This is a genomic window from Vibrio sp. SBT000027 (genome assembly GCF_963894355.1).
In the GTDB taxonomy this organism is placed as follows: domain Bacteria; phylum Pseudomonadota; class Gammaproteobacteria; order Enterobacterales; family Vibrionaceae; genus Vibrio; species Vibrio splendidus.
In genome coordinates this window covers 1,275,846-1,292,140 of record NZ_CAWQGD010000001.1, presented here as the reverse complement: position 1 = coordinate 1,292,140, position 16,295 = coordinate 1,275,846, and the positions used below count along the sequence as shown (strand labels likewise).

The window sequence follows — 16,295 nt, the reverse complement described above, 5'->3', positions numbered from 1 at the left end:
AAGATTCCGTAAAGGGTAAGTACGGTTATTACACCCAAGTAGCGCTAGTGCTTTGTCACCTATATGTCTCTATTTTCTGCATTACCTAGTTTCTAATCTTCTTCTGAATGCATTCCATTAGAAAGGCACCGCGACACGCTGCACATATTGGACTTCAATCGCGCCTTGGTATTCAAACATTTCAACCGAGGCACTCAAGTGTTTGGCATTAGTCCCTAGTGGGCTTTCTGTGGGAACGGGTACTTGCGCTGTCTTGATTGGTACTTTGTAGCCTAACAGGTTGTAGTTCTCATCGAACCATTGCCAACTCACATTGGCGTTAGGGCAGTTGTCGATCACCTTTGGTGGCGTGATCACGATATGTGGTTCGCTGAGTTTACTTTCGAGTGTTAACCATCGCTTGCTGTTGTCTAAAGCGACAACAATAGGATAGTGGTTTGAACCTATCTTTAGTTGATAAACACCAGATTCGGGTTTGATAAACATTTCACTGGTCTCAATCTCTTGATACTCATTGTTAGAAGCGAGTTGTCCATCGAGAAGGATTTTACCTCTTGGGGAAACCAGAGAGATAGGTTGTGTTTGGATTTTCGTGTCTTGACTGAGTTGCTCTGCAGCGACTTTGATTTGATAACCGTGCGACGACAGGCCGTAGCGTCGAATGAAGCTAACTTGAATGTGATGTTTCGTCTCAGTATCTTGTGTTAGTGAAGTTCCGCATTGAGTTTGGCTCAGTATCTCTTGTTTCACAGGCAGCCAAAGCTCACTATCGAGTGTTTGTTGATCGAGTGCGATTTGAAGCTCTTGCCACGCGACTTGAGGTTGTTCATCAAGCAGAGATTGATACGTATGTTGCAATGGTGTGTTGGTAAACCAAGCGGCGTGACACGCAAACGGCAAAGCGCAGATCAATGCGATTAACGAAGTGACTCTCATTATGATTCCCCAGCTAAGCGGTAACCAACGCCGCGATGTGTTTCGATCTTTAGGGTTGGCAGCTTCTGGCGCAAGCGCAGTATGTGATTATCCACGGTTCGGGTACTAGGAAAGGCCTGATACCCCCAAATTTTATTGAGTAATTCATCTCGGTGAAACACACGACTTTGGTTCTGAACAAACAGTACCAATAGCTGAAACTCTTTAGGTTTTAGTGTTACTGGGCTTTCATCCAGATAAGCGATCCGTTCCGACAAGTTGATCTGGATATTTGCGTAATTTAAGAGGCTCACACCTAACGGACGTAGCTGGGTAATGACTCGAGCAAGTAATTCGTCGTTAGAAAATGGTTTAGTCACGTAGTCTTTGGCTCCCGCCATTAATCCTTCAACACGTTGTTGAACTTCTACTTTAGCGGTCAGCACAATTACAGGAAGCGCTTTGAGGAGCAACCAATTTGGAAGGTGTTGCAAGCTGTCACCATCTTCAAGCTGTCGATCCAATATCACAAGATCGGCTCGAAACCATTGCTTACTGGCACTCTCTGAATCCTTCTCCCAAAGGCATGGGTAACCATTGGATTCAAAGAAGCTGACGAGGCCTTGTCCAAGCAGTTGGTCGTCTTCAATCAGCAGTAGGGTGTTCATAAGCAATTTCCAGAATACATCGGGTTGGGTTACGAATAATAATGAGACGGCCATTCGCTTGTTTCATCAAGTGTTCGACAATAGTCAGGCCAATGCCCATGTTGTCTTGTCTGTGATTGATATTCGGTGTTGCTCGAGATACAAACCGTTGCAGAAAAGAAGGGAAGTGACCTTCGTCTTGCACCTCAATCCTGAGCTTATCAGCGAGTTCTACCTTGACCAAAACCTCACCTATACCGTGCTGTTTAGCGTTCTTAATCAAGTTATCTAAGCAGATGGTTAGCCAGTAATACGGTAGGTTAAGTTCAGCATCACTTGAATCACATTGATACTCGATATTGTGCTTTTCACATACATGATCGAGCCACTCTTCTAAGGATGCGTTTTGCTTTAATAAAGGCTCCGACTGATCCGCACTTAGATACACTTTACTGTTTTCGGTGAGCTGAGAGAGCCTTTGATAGTCGGATATTAAACGCCAAACTGCATTTTGAGTTTCATCAGAAAAATCATCGTAGCGATTTCTAAACATTTCGACGGTTAAGCCTAGGCTAGTAATTGGCGTACGCAGTTCATGAGTAAGAAGCTGTAAAACGAACTGCCTCTCTTTTCGTTGTTTTGTTCTTAGGTATAAGACTCTACCGAGTCCGGAAAACAACGTTAACAGCAATGTAAAGATCAACGTTTTCATGATCAGATTGTCATTGCTAGGCTCGCTTAAGCACACGTTGCTGTAACGAAAAGTACAGGTTTCACCCGTCAAAGATACCTCTTGCCGCTCTGCAATAGGTTGCCAAACATTTAAGGGAATGGCTTTCCAGCCTTGTTCGCCACTTAACCAAAGCACATCGTCTTGTTGCCAAGCACGGTATCCACTGAGCAGTGCTTCTCTGCCTTGTGCACTTAGGTTTTCTAGCTTGTTATATAAAGGGTGCTGAGGGTTGCTAAGACTCAAAAATGGGCGTATCTGCTCGGTCACATCTGGGTAAGCGGCTAAATAACGATCAGCAAAACTGCCACCTGCAGGGTGTCGTTTGGAGTGTGCTGCAAACCAAATGGAATCCAATGCTTGTTGCTGACACAAAGCGAGCTCAAATTCGATGGCATCATCTAATGAAGGGTTATTGCTTTCAATCGCTCGGCAGTGATCTTGTATTGACGCTAACGCTGCGATGTCGTCCCAACTGAATTGGTTGAAATCAGGATAGCGGCTACGTTCATGAAGCAGAACTTTCGGATACTGAGCCAACTCTTGTTGAGATACTAGGATTGGGGATGATTGCCAGCTCAGTTGATACAGGGTTTGCCACTTGTCTTGCAAACTTTGGGCATTGGCTAGAGTTGGGAGCCAAAAGATCAAGCCAAGGGCTAAGGTAAACCTGCGCATCCAATCATTCTCGTTAAAAGTCGTGGGGCGAGTCTAAAGAGTTTTGGAAGTGATTTGTAACCTGAATGTCAACAAGTGTTCCTTTAACAACAAATTGTCGAGTGGGTCATGTTTTAAAATAATAAATTAAAAATACAGTAAGTATCATTTGAATGGATTAAACTAGATAATTGTGTACTTATTGTCATTGTTGGGCGGATGGAGGGGACTATACTGGGCTCATACCTAATCAGAGGAACCACCATGAAAACACTCATTAAATCAGTATTGGCACTTAGTATCTTAACAGCGGGCTCGGCTCAGGCATTCGAATTAACGAGTAATGATATTCAAGAAGGTCACCCAATGGCGAAGACGTTTGAATATTCAAGTTGGGGCTGTGATGGCGAGAACTTGTCACCGCAGTTGATGTGGAAAGATGCTCCAGCAGGAACCAAAAGCTTTGCAATCACGGCTTATGATCCAGATGCACCAACTGAAAGTGGTTTCTGGCACTGGGTCGCGTTTGATATTCCAGCAACAGTGAGCGAGCTACCTCGCGGTGTCGATATCTCTAAAGTGGGTGGCAAAGAAGGCCGCATCGATTATGGAACGGTAGGTTTCGGTGGCGCTTGTCCTCCAGAAAAAGATGGTATGCACCGTTATCAATTCACGGTTTGGGCATTACCAACGGACAAACTTAACCTAGACGAAAACACGCCGTCGGCTGTAGTTGGGTTCACGTTGAACAGCATGGCTTTAGACAAAGCGAAACTGACTACAACTTATACACGTTAATAGCTTATGTACGTTAAAAGCTTATACACGTACATAATAAGTAAACAAGGGAGATGAGATGAATCATCAATATCAAGTGACGATCTTTCGTGCAGAGCAGTTACAAAAACTGCGTAATGTGAGGATTCTATCTCCTAGTATCATTCAGATCATTACAGGCAGTAAGCGCCTGTTTTGGAAAGATTCAGCGGCAGAACTCTCACATTCTGAGCTGCTGTTGTGTGAGGCATCAGCTTCACTAAGTTTTGAGAACATGCCCCACAAAGGGCGCTTCTTATCACGAGTGTTCAGCTTTCAATTCCAACCTTCTCAGGCGATGCTTGATTTAAGTGAGGAACGCTCGAATGATCTGGGGCTGCCTAAAGTACAAGCGGATCGTAGCTTACAAGATTCACTCAATGCTCTGTTTTCCTTTGATAGACAAAGCATGAGTAAAGAGACCCAGCAGTTTTGGTTGCAGGGCTTATACCAGCAATTAGCCGAGAAGGGCGTACTGCATCGATTGTTTATTAGCTCAAACGTCTCGTTTAGCCAGAAACTCAGCCACTACCTTTCACATTCACCGGACGAGAAACATCCGTTAGAGTCGGTAGCAGAGCGCTTTGCTATGAGCCGCGCCACGCTTATCCGTAAATTGAAACTTGAAGGCATGCAATATCGTGAGGTACTGGCTGAAGTTCGCTTGAGTCACGCGCTTTATCTGATGCAAAACGGGCAGCAGAATGTGGCGATGTTGGCTCAGTCTTGCGGTTACCAATCGGAAGGGCGTTTTAGTCAGCGCTTTAAAGGGAAGTTTGGTTTGTCGCCAAGTGAATACATCAAAACCGTCGTCAGCAATACAGTCGCGAGTAATAAAGTCGCGACGCCATGACCATTCTGTTTGTCCTAAACGCTCACTTTTTTGTCTCGTGCTGCCAATGCCGCGAAAATCGTGCACGCAAATGCAACAGATGCGATCAGCAGAATGGGAACGCTCCAAGAATCGGTTTGAGCATGAAGCTTACCCACCAGCGTTGGGCCTGTTGCTGCTAAAGCATAACCAATCCCTTGAGCCATACCCGACAGCGATGCGGCTTGGCTGCTATTCGATGTACGTAAGCCGACAAAAGAGAGCGCAATAATAAACGTCGAGCAGTTGGCTAATCCAAACAGTCCCACCCAAAAGATCGCAAACTCAGGCAAATACAGCAGCCCAATCAATCCAATAAATACACTCGAAGTACAAAGCGTAATGAGCCATTGTTGGTTATCGCTTTTACCTAAGAACGGCAGTAACAGCAATCCCGGAACCATAGTCGAAAATTGTAGAAATCCGTAGATGTAACCCGCATCGATTTCGCTGTAGCCAAGGTCGTTCAAGATCTGTGGAAGCCAGCCTGCCAAAGAGTAGAAGGTAAATGAGTTAAGCCCAAGGGCTAGTGTCACTTGCCATGCAACGCCACTCTTGATCATTTTCTTCATCGGAATAGGCTTTTCTTGATGCTTGTTATTGGTTGCTGAAGAAGAACGCTTTCTGATTTTAGGCAACCAGATCATCAAAGCTAATATTGGGAATATTAGGTTCATTAACAGTGCTAATTGCCAACCCGTGACCGTGAATAAGGTTAGATTTGAAAACGGCACCATCAAACTTGAGCCTAACGTCGAACCGATGCCCATCGTAAAAATGTACAAAGAAGTGACTGTCGCAATACGAGTAGGGAAGCTAATTTTCACTACAACGGGCAACAACACGTTACCAATCGCGATACCAAGTCCAATCATTACTGTGCCGATGTATAACGTCGGAATTGCTCCAAAAGAGCGCAGTGTAATACCCGTAGTGATCAAAACTAAGCCTAAGAGCAGGCTAGGTTCTAGACCAATTCGTTGAGATATCTTGGTGACTAATGGTGAAAATAAGGCAAAAGTTAACAGTGGCAAAGCTGTTAAGAATCCAGCAGCCGACGACGTAAGGTTGAGGCCTTCCATAACCTGAGAAAGCACAGGAGCCAAGCTCGTAAAAGGCCCACGAAGGTTAAGTGCTAGGAATAGAATCCCTAACATGACGAAAATGCTATTACGAAGAGAGGCGCTCATAGGTTGTTCTACTGTTTGCTTATGAGAAGACAGGCTAGCCTACAGATCATTGAATGATTACACAAATACCGTTTAAATAGGTTTACTAATGACTGAACCAGCGTCGCGCGCGCTTTACCAAAAAAGGTAATCCATGACCATATTGAATATCCATAAACTCATCTCAGATTTCCCATTACTTCAACAATTGATTGCATTGGAAGAAGTGGTTTGGTTTAACCCAAATGTGACGACTCTGGAGCGCGGTTTGCCTTATGTGGGTTTAGGCGAACAAGATATTCATGATGCGAGTTTGAGGTTACAAAGGTTTGCCCCTTATCTGGCGAAGGCATTTCCTGAAACTCATGTGACGAATGGCATCATCGAATCTGAGCTTATCGATATCCCTGCAATGAAGTTAGCATTAGAAGCTCATTATCAGCAGCCAATAAAAGGGCGCTTGATGATGAAGAAAGACAGCCATTTACCGATTTCAGGTTCAATCAAAGCGCGCGGTGGTATCTATGAAGTACTAACGCATGCCGAAAAGCTTGCCATTGAAGCGGGGTTACTGTGTGAGAGCGATGACTACAGCAAGTTGCTTGAACCTGAGTTTCGTGACTTCTTCCAACAATACAGCATTGCGGTAGGTTCAACGGGTAATCTAGGCATGTCGATCGGTATCATGAGTGCAAAATTGGGCTTTACTGTCTCTGTTCATATGTCGGCAGACGCGAGAGCTTGGAAGAAAAGTAAACTGCGAGAGCACGGTGTTAACGTGGTCGAGTATCAACAAGACTATGGCGTTGCGGTAGAACAAGGACGTAAAGAAGCGGAGCAAGACCCGCGTTGTTTCTTCATTGATGATGAAAACTCACAAACCCTGTTCCTTGGTTACTCTGTGGCTGGAGAAAGGCTCAAGAAGCAATTCGAGCAACAGGGGATTGTGGTTAATGAACAGCATCCTTTGTTTGTTTACTTGCCTTGTGGTGTGGGTGGCGGCCCCGGTGGTGTTGCATTTGGATTGAAGATGGCTTTTGGTGATCACGTGCACTGTATTTTTGCTGAGCCAACCCATTCGCCTTGTATGTTGCTCGGTGTTCATACCGGTTTGCATGATGAGATTGCGGTGCAAGATCTGGGTATAGATAACCTCACCGCCGCAGACGGTTTGGCGGTGGGTCGGGCTTCAGGTTTCGTGGGTCGCGCGATGGAGCGCTTGCTTGATGGTTATTACACATTAACCGATGAACGTATGTACCAATTGTTAGGTGAACTGAATCAAGTAGAGGGTATTCAACTTGAGCCTTCAGCACTCGCAGGCATGCCGGGTGTGATTCATGTTGAGCAGAATAGAGAATATCTTGATCGCCTACAGATTGATGAGTCGACGCTAACGAATGCAACGCATCTTGTGTGGTCGACTGGCGGAGGCATGGTGCCGAAAGAAGAAATGGCCGCGTACTTGGCGAAGTCATCGGTTTAACCCTAAAGATTTTATAGGCTAAGATTTTTTAAAATATCAGCGGTTAAAAAGATAAGTCATGATAGAAGAGTGTTGTTTATCGGTTGAACGCACTCTTTTTTACTCCTAAACCCAGTCGTTATTCAAACAATAACTTGCGCAGATCGTTATCCGAAACACACATTTTATAAATTAAGCTTCTTAGATGTTCTAACTATCAGTTAGGTTGAGTGGCATTCAACTTGATGGGGATTTAGCAATGCAAACGGATAAAGTGATGCAGACAAGACACATAAACACACCAGAAAAATTACTCCAGCGTTTAGATGCGATTGGGGAGTCTTTGGAAGCTTCGGGTAAGGCTCATGCTTTACTGGGATTGGGCTCCGTAGGTATTGAAACAGAACGACTTGATCAGTATTCAGATGTCGATTTTTTCGCGATAGTACAAACAGGGCACAAGCAATATTTCTTAGACAGCTTACATTGGCTATCAGACATTCACCCAATCGACTACACGGTGAGAAATACCGTCGATGGCTATAAAGTCCTGTACACTGACGGAATCTTTTGCGAATTTGCGGTGTTTGAATCCCACGAGTTAGCGCATATTCCATTTGCTGAAGGGCGCATTGTTTGGCAGCAACCTGAATTTGATACTCAGTGCTGTATCCCACCACAAAAAAGGGCGGAAGAAGCTAATTCGCAAGAGTGGATCATAGGCGAAGCATTAACCAATCTTTATGTGGGTATGTCTCGTTATAATCGAGGCGAAAAGCTGTCGGGCAGTCGGTTCGTTCAATCTTACGCACTTGATCGTTTGATCGATCTTGTGGATCAAACTGAACATTCTGAGCCTGAATTTGTCGATGAGTTTATGTCGGATAGAAGACTAGAAGCGCGCTTTCCTAAGTTTGCTCAATTGCTACCAACCTTTACCCAAGGTTACGAGCGCACGGCTGAATCGGCACTTGCCCAATTAGCGTTCCTCAACACCCACTTCACAGTCAACCAAGCTATGTGTGACCGAATCACTGAACTGTGTTCCAGTAAAGATTAAGCCTATAAACTGTTAATCTTAAACCTATTTTCTTGGTGTGCTTAAATAACAGTTGTCGCTCGTCTGTATTGTTGATAGGTTTTAACCATGAAATTTAATTCTGCTTCAACTTCAATTTTCTTTTGGTGGTGCTCTCAATAGAGCAGCACGGAATACTTACATTCTTTAGCTGCTGGACGGTAGCTAAGAATGTCATCAAAAATGTCGCCTCTTTTTATCTCCAGTAGCCTTTCTAACTTGGAGATACACCATGAATACCAACTCAAACAGCCATATCGATAGCAATAATATTGGCAGTAAGAACAATACCAACAAGCCTGAAATCATTCTGACTGGCGATAGAGCTACTGGGCCTTTGCATTTGGGTCATTACGTCGGTTCACTTAAACAAAGAGTCTCTTTGCAGCATATTCACGACCAAACGATATTGGTCGCTGACATGCAAGGACTTACCGACAACGCCCATAATCCTTCGAACGTTTCTTCCAACATTCTCAATGTAGTCGCTGACTATCTTGCGGTGGGTGTCGACCCGACCAAGACCACGATTTGTCTGCAATCACAGTTGCCTGTGTTGGCTGAGCTCACCATGTTCTACAGCAATCTTGTTTCTATCGCTCGCTTGGAACGCAATCCAACGGTCAAAAGCGAAATTCAGAACAAGGAGTTTGGACGCTCAATTCCAGCAGGCTTCCTCACTTATCCAATCTCACAGGCGGCAGACATCACTGCTTTTAACGCGACTTTAGTGCCTGTTGGCGATGATCAATTGCCGATGTTAGAACAAACTAATGAGATAGTAAGGAAAGTGAATTCGCTCGCTGGCAAGTCAATCTTGAATGAATGCAGACCGCTTCTCAGCAATGCATCTCGCCTCCCTAGTACCGATGGTAAAAGTAAGATGTCTAAATCGATGGGCAACGCCATTAATTTGGGTGCAACAGAGAAAGAGATCAGAGCTGCCGTTAAATCCATGTATACCGATCCAAACCATCTACGAATTGAAGACCCAGGCAAGGTAGAAGGCAATATCGTGTTCACTTATCTTGATGCTTTTCACACAGACGATAACTATGTCAGTCAACTAAAAGAGCATTACCAAAGAGGTGGGCTAGGCGATGGACAAACTAAGAAAGTGTTGGAAGAGTGCTTACAGGAGATGCTTCGTCCTATTCGTGAAAGAAGATCTGAGTTGCTGGATGACAAAGCACAGCTCATCAATATTTTGCGAAATGGTAGCGAAGTCTCTAGGGAAAGAACGCAAAAGGTACTGTTCGATGTAAAAGGCGTCTTTGGTTTGAATATTATCTAGCGCTGGCTACGTGTAAATAAAGTCAATTAATTTGAATGCCGAGTACGATTGATTTATAAAATAGATTTCGGTGAATGGAAATGAGGTTGTGTGGCAACGCGTAATCTCAAACTCCAGCTTTCAAGTTATGCTAATTAAATGAAAATTAACGTTTTATTCTCTGTCTTATTTTCGGCTTTGGTTTTAATGTCTGGCTGTTCAGATGTGGTCAGCGATGAGTACTCGACTTATGCGCAAGCCAAACAAGAGCGATTGTTTGACAGAGGTTGGTTACCCGACATTTTGCCTAAATCTACCGTGAAGATTGAAGTGAATAACGATCTGGATGCTAATACTTCAGAAGGAAGCTTCATAATCAACGAGCCAGCATTGTCTGAATTTATTGGGAAATTAAAGCTGACTGAATCAACCAATCAATTTCAGTTTGTGGATGGCGAGAATGTTTGGGTGTTCAAGATTGGTGATGATAGTCTAGTTTCCTACACGCTCAGTAAGCGCGAGGGCTAAGTTTAGTAATTCCAACCTACATTTCTGTTATGAGTTATGTGGGTTGTCGAATGACATTGTTCATCAACACGTCCTAGCCACCGCCAATAAGCCCTTATCACTATTAGTTACAGGAAGGTAATGATGGAAATCAGTCAGTTGGATCATTTGGTATTAACCGTGAGTGATTTACAAGTTACGGTCGACTTTTACCAACGGGTGCTTGGAATGAAGCCCATCGAATTTGGTGAGGGCAGGTTAGCGTTGTCATTTGGGACGCAGAAGATCAATTTACACCTCAGTGGTAGCGAGTTCGAGCCAAAGGCGAGGCGTGTGCAGGTCGGTAGTGCAGATCTCTGCTTTATTACCAATACGCCAATTGCTGAAGTTGCCGAACATATCCAAGCGCAAGGCGTCGTGATAGAGGAGGGACCAGTACAGCGAACCGGTGCGACGGGAAAAATTGTTTCCGTTTATATTCGAGATCCTGATGGCAATCTGATTGAAGTCTCGAATTATTAGTTATAGACCTACAATCGTACGCTTTTCTTTACTCTTCAAGTACATGACATTTCACTTTACGCTGCTTGGTGCTGGATGTAGTCAATCAAATAAATTACAATCGAACGATGTTTTATTAATTCGTGCTTTATCACTATGATGAGAAACTTACTCATATTCATCGTTAGCCTATTTTTCTTAACAGCTTGTTCTTCAACGAGTAATAATCAGCTAGACGACAATACATTGAGCAACGAAGACGCAATGTCGAAAAGCTTGGAAGAAGAGAGCAATATCGATGTTGCAATTGATACAAGTGCTGAGACCAACGTTGAATCTTCCCATGAATCGTTCGTTAATCATCAACCAATAACTGATCATGAATCAAACTCAACCCTTGATTCAAATAAAGACACGATAACTTGCGCCAATGTAGAGCCAGAATCAGTGGAACCTTCTCAAGTAGCAGCGACAGAAACAACTGAAAGCGATGCTAACAGTAGCGGTGAAAAAGGCATCGGAAGCTATTTTATTCGTCATAACCAACCGACTAAGACCGTGATTAAATCACTAGAGGGCGTGACAGATGCATTAAATGTCATGACGTTTGGGATATTTGCCACCGGTAATGGTTAAACCGTTAACCAAGAACGCCAACCTAATAGATAGAATGAAACGATGAAGGCGAGCCCAGTGGTTCGCCTTTTTTGATCCTAAATCTGGCCATCACTGTGCTTAATAATCGAGTTCACTTATCTGAGCGTTTGAGTCAGACAACAGTCAACAAAGTCGGAAATTATTCGTTCTGGAAGGGACTCGCCGAATTTAACCTGTTTGACTTGTTATATGCATCAGGGGTTCTAATACTCATCCTAAAGTAAGCAATGAAATCTAATCTTACAAAGACAACTCTTATATTCGTGTGTGAGCATAGTAATATGTTTGCTGTTAGGTTCGGTTTAGGTTTAGTTATCAATATTCTAGGGAAGAAATATGAACAACAAGAGTGTGTTTTTAAGCGTCGCGGTGGTGATGTTATCTGCTCATGCAAATGCATCTGACGCGAACCATGAGTCGGTATCAGATGGTGTTATCGCAGAACAAAGAGCGAAGCTTTCTGAAAACACCCAAGGGCAAGGTTTTGGCCCGCAAGCCCCACGAGATTTGGGTTCATTGAAAGGAACAAATACCAGACTGTTTTCGGATGCCCCTGATTCAACCGCAATGAACTTATGTAATATTCACTTCCATAAGAACGCTGAGCATAAAGGCGGTGAGTTTACTCAATACGCTGGCAACGGTGATGGCAAGGGATTCCAGAGTGGATTTAAATACACAGGTACGTTGAGTTCAGCTGAGCTGAAACCATTTGAGGGCAAGGTTTGTCCTAGCGATCATGGTTCTTTGCATTCGGGTGACACCATTGAAGTTCACTATGTTTATTCAACGGCGCAAGTTGAACCGGGTGAAACACTGGGTGCTTGTTTTAACGACGCGATTACCAACCCGCAACTGCGTGTTGAAACTCAAGTCTATGTATTAGTTAATGACGACAAAGCTCTCGACTTTGAAGCATTAGCGAAACACTCTAAAGTCAACGGTTTAAACCAAGCACCAAACATTCCACAAAATACGGGCTCAGCGATTCAATACGCAGGCTCTACAACGGGCCCTGGTTACAATGAGCAAGGTTCACCTTTCCAAGTAACATGGAGCGTTAGACCACAAGTCGCGAAAGTAAATATCGCGACAGTAGGTAGCTGGTGTGAAGGCAATGACTTTAACGAAGACCACGCCCACGGTGTAAGAAATATAGTCGTAAACCCTGAGTTACTGTCTCCAATCGCTAACTAATCTTGTTACGTTGATTTTCGATCATTGTTTTCGAAGGCGAGCATACAGGTTCGCCTTTTTTGTGTCTTAACGAAAGACATTTTGGTGATTGGTGATTGGTGATTGGTGATTGGTGATTGGTGACTGGTTCAAGTTGAAGTTTATGTTTGGGGTTAAGGCTGGGCTTAGGTGTTGTGGGGAAATTACGTGTCACACTTATTCAAAACATGAGTTGTGTTAAACGCGCTTAGTCAAAAACGTTCTTTACGCGAATCGAAGCTCCATGATACGTTTATGATCAATTATGCTGGGTTATAGATAAGGACAGTCCAATGTCATTAGAAGGTGCGATTACATTCTTTATTGCTATGTTTATATTTGGTATTACTCCGGGACCTGGCGTATTTGCCATTTTAGCTCGAGGCATGGTTAATGGTTGGCGAAAGTGCATCACTCTATCGTTAGGGATGATATGCAGTGATCTTATTTACCTTGCGCTTGCCTGTTTCGGTCTAGCAACGATTGCCGAGAATTGGTCGATTGCGTTTGAGGTGATTCGCTACGTCGGTGCAGCTTATTTGATTTACTTGGGCTACAAGATGTTTAAGAGCCTGCCTGAAGTGCAAGGCTCAGCGGAACTCGCTGCCAAACAGAGCCAGAAATCCGAACTCGCGAGTTTCGCGCAAGGCTTTTTGATTTCAGCTTCAAACCCTAAAGTGATTCTGTTTTATATTTCGTTCTTGCCGACTTTCATTGATCTGACTATTTTACGCTCACAAGATATCGTATTGGTTTCCGCGTTAGCGTCTGTCGCTCTAATGTCTGGTTTAATGCTTATCGCTGTAGGCGCGGGTAGAATGGCAGGTTTGCTAAAAACGCCACGCGCACATAAAAGGTTAAACCAAAGTGCTGGTGGAATAATGATTGCGGCTGGCTCATATTTGGCGATAAATCGATAAACAAGATTCCTTAAGCAGAAAGGCGAACCGATTGTTTCGCCTTTTTAGTTGCAGGAAAGTAGCTAATGTTCGTGCATTACGCGTCTACGAAAATTACTTCACCAGTAAGAAAGCCATCGACCGAGCGCTCAAACGCTTTACCAACAAGTTTGCTTGGTACAGGTTCAAAACCTGGCATCATTTCACCGTAAACATCCCACGCTTCAGCAAGAACGGTCGGGTTAATGACATTGATACGCGTGTTTCTTGGCATTTCAAAAGCAACAGTCTTAACGAAGGTATCAATTGCGCCGCTAGTGGTTGCATCAGCAATCGCAAAAGGAATAGGTTTAACATTCAAGATACCGCTAATTAGAGTAAATGAACCGCCATCAGCAATGTACTTTTGGCCGATGCGAACAAGGTTGATTTGTCCCATCATTTTGCTCATTACCGTGGTCATCCATTGATCTTCAGTCATATCCGCAAAGGTATTGTATTCGCAGAGGCCAACGGTGTTCACGACCGCATCAAAGTGTCCCACGTTCTTGTACAGCGCTTCAATTGATTGAGGATCAGTGATATCGACGATATGGTCGACATCGCCGGAGCGACCCGCTGTGATTACGTTGTGATTGCCTAAACCCATTAGTGCTGCTTGACCCATCTTGCCACGTGCGCCAATTAGAATGATTGTTTTCATGTTGTTCTCCGATCTGTATGTGTTTCGTTTCGATGGAAGAACTTTAATCAAATAGCTAAACAAGTAGAAACAAAGCTTAATTGTGAGTGTTACTGGTTTTTCTTGTTGAGTGTTACACTGACATGGAATCCAACTTTACCGAGCGAGTGCGTGTGAGCAAACTAGACCGATTAGACATAAAGCAACTTAGAGTTTTCCAAGCTTTAATCCGTGAAGAGAACGCCTCCAAAGCCGCGAATCAATTGGGGATGACCCAGCAAGCTGTTAGTGAGCATTTGAAGAAACTGCGAGAAGTGTTTGATGATAGGTTGTTTGTGAGAAAAACCAACGGCTTTGTTCCGACCACCTTCGCACAAGAGTTGTCTGTCGGTGTCGATCGTTTACTGATCGACTTCAATTTGTTGTTATCTAAAACAAACTTCGTACCAGAGAAAGCTAAAGGGACGTTTGTGATTGCGGCGACGGATTATGCCCAGCAGATCATCTTACCAAGCTTAATTGCAAAGCTAAGGGAACAAGCTCCAGAGTTAAAGCTGATTGTGCGTGACTTCGAAATTGACAACCTGCACGAGCTAATGGAAAGCGGCAAGGTTAACTTAGCGATCGCGTTTCCGGACTACATTCCAAGCAGCTACAAAGTAATCAAGCTGTTTGAAGAGCACCATGTGTGTGTTGCATCTCCTCATGCTTCAATAGCACAAACCACACCTTCATTAGAGGAGGTGGCGACTTATCCAACCATTATTGCTTCACCATCTCGTCCAAACTTCAAAGGATCGATTGATGAATGGTTCGGTCAGTTTGGGTTAAAGCGCGACGTGGTGGTCTCCGCACCGTGTTTCTCCATCGTGCCCATGTATTTAAACACCACAGATTCTATTGCGTTCTTGCCATCCAGAGCTATTGAAGGGTTCAATTTGGTGACGATCCCAATGGAGCAATCCCCGGAAAGCTTCGATGTGGTGGCAGCTTGGCACCCGAGATATAACGAAGACCCACTCCAAAAATGGGTGACATCCTTGCTCAAGATTGAGGAATAATCGCTCAATATAACAGGTTATATTGAGGTCTTTACTGGACAGAAAACGGGTATTGAAAATGACAGTAAAGTAGGGCGCATCTACTGAATCGCTCGCATTATTCAATGATGCGTTTAGCCAGTTATCATCACTACTTGTTTGTTAGTCACAATGGTGCAATTATTTAACGAGTGATATTACTCGGATGCATGTCTAATGATGACTATCGAACAACAGCTTTCTCGGCTGGATCTAAACTTATTGGTGTCGTTAAGTGTTTTAATCAAAGAGAGGAACGTAACGCGAGCTGCCAATACCTTGTATCTGTCTCAGCCTGCGATGAGTCGTACCTTAAGTCGCTTGCGAGAGTTGTTTGATGATCCACTATTCTATCGAGAGTCTAATGGCCTAGTGCCCACGCAAAAAGCGCTAGAACTGCAAGCACCTTTAGAAGAGTTGCTATTGGCGATGCGAAGCCTAGTAACGAAATCTGCGTTTGATCCTGCTGAATGTGTTCAAACCTTTGTTGTTTCTGTACCGCCATTAATGAGTCGGATGCTTTCTGTGCCCCTTGCCGAACGGTTCATGCACGACGCTCCAAACGCCAGTCTTATCGAATATCCCATTGCAAAAACGCCAACCAGCCAGCTGTTATCACGAGATGTGGATTTTACCATTCACATTGAAGCCCCGAGTAATCCAATCGAGTTCCCATATGTGAGTCTTGGCCAGATCTATCCGGTGTTTTATGTTTCTGAACATCACCCTTTAGCGAAAGCAAAAAATGTTACTCTTGAGCAGTGCCTCGAATCTCGCTTTGTTGACCTCACGCTCGATATTCGCTCGAATTACGGGCTGCAACACCCTGTAGACACTTACTTAGTTAAGAATGGAATGCAGAGAGATATTGCCTTTAAAAGCGGACAGCTTCTTACGCTGGTGGAAGTGATGCAGAGTTCGAATACAATTTTGGTTGCGACCCACAAATTGACGGAACTAGAGGGAATAGGCGACAAGATAGTGCCGATATTCTCTCTAGATAATGTTCCCGAGTTAATGTTCGAACTGTTTTTGATTGAGCATAAAAGAACCGTTACTAGCCCAGCACATCAATGGTTCAAGAACTTAGTGGTGTCCGTGATTGAAGACGTTGTTTGTGATAGTTGAGCCAAC

Annotated in this window: 17 protein-coding genes; 12 read left to right on the top strand and 5 right to left on the bottom strand. The window is 43.9% G+C overall.

The features are described from left to right. Positions 1 to 117: 117 nt before the first annotated feature. The 3 genes from AACU28_RS05545 to AACU28_RS05535 are packed head-to-tail and all read right to left on the bottom strand — an operon-like array spanning position 118 to position 2,970. On the bottom strand, positions 118 to 936 hold the full coding sequence (locus AACU28_RS05545; protein WP_121602529.1) for a DUF2861 family protein: 819 nt from the start codon (positions 934 to 936) through the stop codon (positions 118 to 120). Beyond that, the gene (locus AACU28_RS05540) at positions 936 to 1,583 is read right to left on the bottom strand and encodes a response regulator transcription factor (RefSeq protein ID WP_121602528.1); all 648 of its coding nucleotides are present in this window, start codon (positions 1,581 to 1,583) and stop codon (positions 936 to 938) included. Before AACU28_RS05540 ends, AACU28_RS05545 begins: the two co-directional genes overlap by 1 nt. Next, complete coding sequence (locus AACU28_RS05535; RefSeq protein ID WP_121602527.1) at positions 1,561 to 2,970, bottom strand: ATP-binding protein; 1,410 nt, start codon at positions 2,968 to 2,970, stop codon at positions 1,561 to 1,563. The genes AACU28_RS05540 and AACU28_RS05535 overlap by 23 nt, the downstream gene beginning before the upstream one ends. Positions 2,971 to 3,213: 243 nt before the next feature. Here AACU28_RS05535 and AACU28_RS05530 point away from each other — a divergent pair, with 243 nt between their 5' ends. After that, positions 3,214 to 3,747, top strand: a complete 534-nt coding sequence (locus tag AACU28_RS05530; RefSeq protein ID WP_029222229.1) for a YbhB/YbcL family Raf kinase inhibitor-like protein — start codon at positions 3,214 to 3,216, stop codon at positions 3,745 to 3,747. A 58-nt stretch (positions 3,748 to 3,805) separates the two neighbouring features. Beyond that, on the top strand, positions 3,806 to 4,618 hold the full coding sequence (locus AACU28_RS05525; protein WP_102444835.1) for a helix-turn-helix transcriptional regulator: 813 nt from the start codon (positions 3,806 to 3,808) through the stop codon (positions 4,616 to 4,618). A 14-nt stretch (positions 4,619 to 4,632) separates the two neighbouring features. On the opposite strand, the gene AACU28_RS05520 is transcribed toward AACU28_RS05525, so the two are convergent. After that, on the bottom strand, positions 4,633 to 5,826 hold the full coding sequence (locus AACU28_RS05520) for an MFS transporter (RefSeq protein ID WP_121602526.1): 1,194 nt from the start codon (positions 5,824 to 5,826) through the stop codon (positions 4,633 to 4,635). A 133-nt stretch (positions 5,827 to 5,959) separates the two neighbouring features. Between AACU28_RS05520 and AACU28_RS05515 the strand changes: the two genes are divergently transcribed. From AACU28_RS05515 to AACU28_RS05480, 8 genes are all read left to right on the top strand, one after another. Beyond that, on the top strand, positions 5,960 to 7,291 hold the full coding sequence (locus tag AACU28_RS05515; protein WP_121602525.1) for a D-serine ammonia-lyase: 1,332 nt from the start codon (positions 5,960 to 5,962) through the stop codon (positions 7,289 to 7,291). 238 nt (positions 7,292 to 7,529) lie between these two features. Then, a complete protein-coding gene (locus AACU28_RS05510) occupies positions 7,530 to 8,330 on the top strand; it encodes a hypothetical protein (RefSeq protein ID WP_121602524.1) in 801 nt (266 codons plus the stop codon). Between the two features lie 250 nt (positions 8,331 to 8,580). Then, positions 8,581 to 9,642: a tryptophan--tRNA ligase gene (gene trpS / locus AACU28_RS05505; protein ID WP_121602523.1), complete on the top strand. Its 1,062-nt coding sequence runs from the start codon at positions 8,581 to 8,583 to the stop codon at positions 9,640 to 9,642. A gap of 138 nt (positions 9,643 to 9,780) precedes the next feature. Then, the gene (locus AACU28_RS05500; RefSeq protein WP_121602522.1) at positions 9,781 to 10,149 is read left to right on the top strand and encodes a hypothetical protein; all 369 of its coding nucleotides are present in this window, start codon (positions 9,781 to 9,783) and stop codon (positions 10,147 to 10,149) included. A 123-nt stretch (positions 10,150 to 10,272) separates the two neighbouring features. Further along, complete coding sequence (locus AACU28_RS05495) at positions 10,273 to 10,650, top strand: VOC family protein (protein WP_065606363.1); 378 nt, start codon at positions 10,273 to 10,275, stop codon at positions 10,648 to 10,650. A gap of 135 nt (positions 10,651 to 10,785) precedes the next feature. Then, complete coding sequence (locus AACU28_RS05490) at positions 10,786 to 11,265, top strand: hypothetical protein (RefSeq protein ID WP_121602521.1); 480 nt, start codon at positions 10,786 to 10,788, stop codon at positions 11,263 to 11,265. Positions 11,266 to 11,622: 357 nt separating this feature from the next. Beyond that, a complete protein-coding gene (locus AACU28_RS05485; protein WP_121602520.1) occupies positions 11,623 to 12,483 on the top strand; it encodes a delta-class carbonic anhydrase in 861 nt (286 codons plus the stop codon). A gap of 311 nt (positions 12,484 to 12,794) precedes the next feature. Further along, entirely contained in the window at positions 12,795 to 13,421 is a 627-nt protein-coding gene (locus AACU28_RS05480) for a LysE family translocator (protein ID WP_108149641.1), read from the top strand. A gap of 76 nt (positions 13,422 to 13,497) precedes the next feature. Here the strand turns inward: AACU28_RS05480 and AACU28_RS05475 are convergent, their stop codons facing one another. Next, positions 13,498 to 14,103 (bottom strand): short chain dehydrogenase, encoded by a 606-nt coding sequence (locus AACU28_RS05475; RefSeq protein ID WP_102461925.1) that lies wholly within the window; start codon positions 14,101 to 14,103, stop codon positions 13,498 to 13,500. Positions 14,104 to 14,255: 152 nt separating this feature from the next. Here AACU28_RS05475 and AACU28_RS05470 point away from each other — a divergent pair, with 152 nt between their 5' ends. Then, a complete protein-coding gene (locus AACU28_RS05470) occupies positions 14,256 to 15,143 on the top strand; it encodes a LysR family transcriptional regulator (RefSeq protein WP_121602783.1) in 888 nt (295 codons plus the stop codon). Between the two features lie 195 nt (positions 15,144 to 15,338). Beyond that, positions 15,339 to 16,289: a LysR family transcriptional regulator gene (locus tag AACU28_RS05465; protein ID WP_054541129.1), complete on the top strand. Its 951-nt coding sequence runs from the start codon at positions 15,339 to 15,341 to the stop codon at positions 16,287 to 16,289. Positions 16,290 to 16,295 lie beyond the last annotated feature (6 nt).

What these genes read in the sequence shown, in the direction of transcription:
- AACU28_RS05545 (WP_121602529.1), bottom strand. Translation starts at nt 936, where the DNA reads ATGAGAGTCACTTCGTTAATCGCATTGATCTGCGCTTTGCCGTTTGCG.
- AACU28_RS05540 (WP_121602528.1), bottom strand. Translation starts at nt 1,583, where the DNA reads ATGAACACCCTACTGCTGATTGAAGACGACCAACTGCTTGGACAAGGC.
- AACU28_RS05535 (WP_121602527.1), bottom strand. Translation starts at nt 2,970, where the DNA reads ATGCGCAGGTTTACCTTAGCCCTTGGCTTGATCTTTTGGCTCCCAACT.
- AACU28_RS05530 (WP_029222229.1), top strand. Translation starts at nt 3,214, where the DNA reads ATGAAAACACTCATTAAATCAGTATTGGCACTTAGTATCTTAACAGCG.
- AACU28_RS05525 (WP_102444835.1), top strand. Translation starts at nt 3,806, where the DNA reads ATGAATCATCAATATCAAGTGACGATCTTTCGTGCAGAGCAGTTACAA.
- AACU28_RS05520 (WP_121602526.1), bottom strand. Translation starts at nt 5,826, where the DNA reads ATGAGCGCCTCTCTTCGTAATAGCATTTTCGTCATGTTAGGGATTCTA.
- AACU28_RS05515 (WP_121602525.1), top strand. Translation starts at nt 5,960, where the DNA reads ATGACCATATTGAATATCCATAAACTCATCTCAGATTTCCCATTACTT.
- AACU28_RS05510 (WP_121602524.1), top strand. Translation starts at nt 7,530, where the DNA reads ATGCAAACGGATAAAGTGATGCAGACAAGACACATAAACACACCAGAA.
- trpS (WP_121602523.1), top strand. Translation starts at nt 8,581, where the DNA reads ATGAATACCAACTCAAACAGCCATATCGATAGCAATAATATTGGCAGT.
- AACU28_RS05500 (WP_121602522.1), top strand. Translation starts at nt 9,781, where the DNA reads ATGAAAATTAACGTTTTATTCTCTGTCTTATTTTCGGCTTTGGTTTTA.
- AACU28_RS05495 (WP_065606363.1), top strand. Translation starts at nt 10,273, where the DNA reads ATGGAAATCAGTCAGTTGGATCATTTGGTATTAACCGTGAGTGATTTA.
- AACU28_RS05490 (WP_121602521.1), top strand. Translation starts at nt 10,786, where the DNA reads ATGATGAGAAACTTACTCATATTCATCGTTAGCCTATTTTTCTTAACA.
- AACU28_RS05485 (WP_121602520.1), top strand. Translation starts at nt 11,623, where the DNA reads ATGAACAACAAGAGTGTGTTTTTAAGCGTCGCGGTGGTGATGTTATCT.
- AACU28_RS05480 (WP_108149641.1), top strand. Translation starts at nt 12,795, where the DNA reads ATGTCATTAGAAGGTGCGATTACATTCTTTATTGCTATGTTTATATTT.
- AACU28_RS05475 (WP_102461925.1), bottom strand. Translation starts at nt 14,103, where the DNA reads ATGAAAACAATCATTCTAATTGGCGCACGTGGCAAGATGGGTCAAGCA.
- AACU28_RS05465 (WP_054541129.1), top strand. Translation starts at nt 15,339, where the DNA reads ATGATGACTATCGAACAACAGCTTTCTCGGCTGGATCTAAACTTATTG.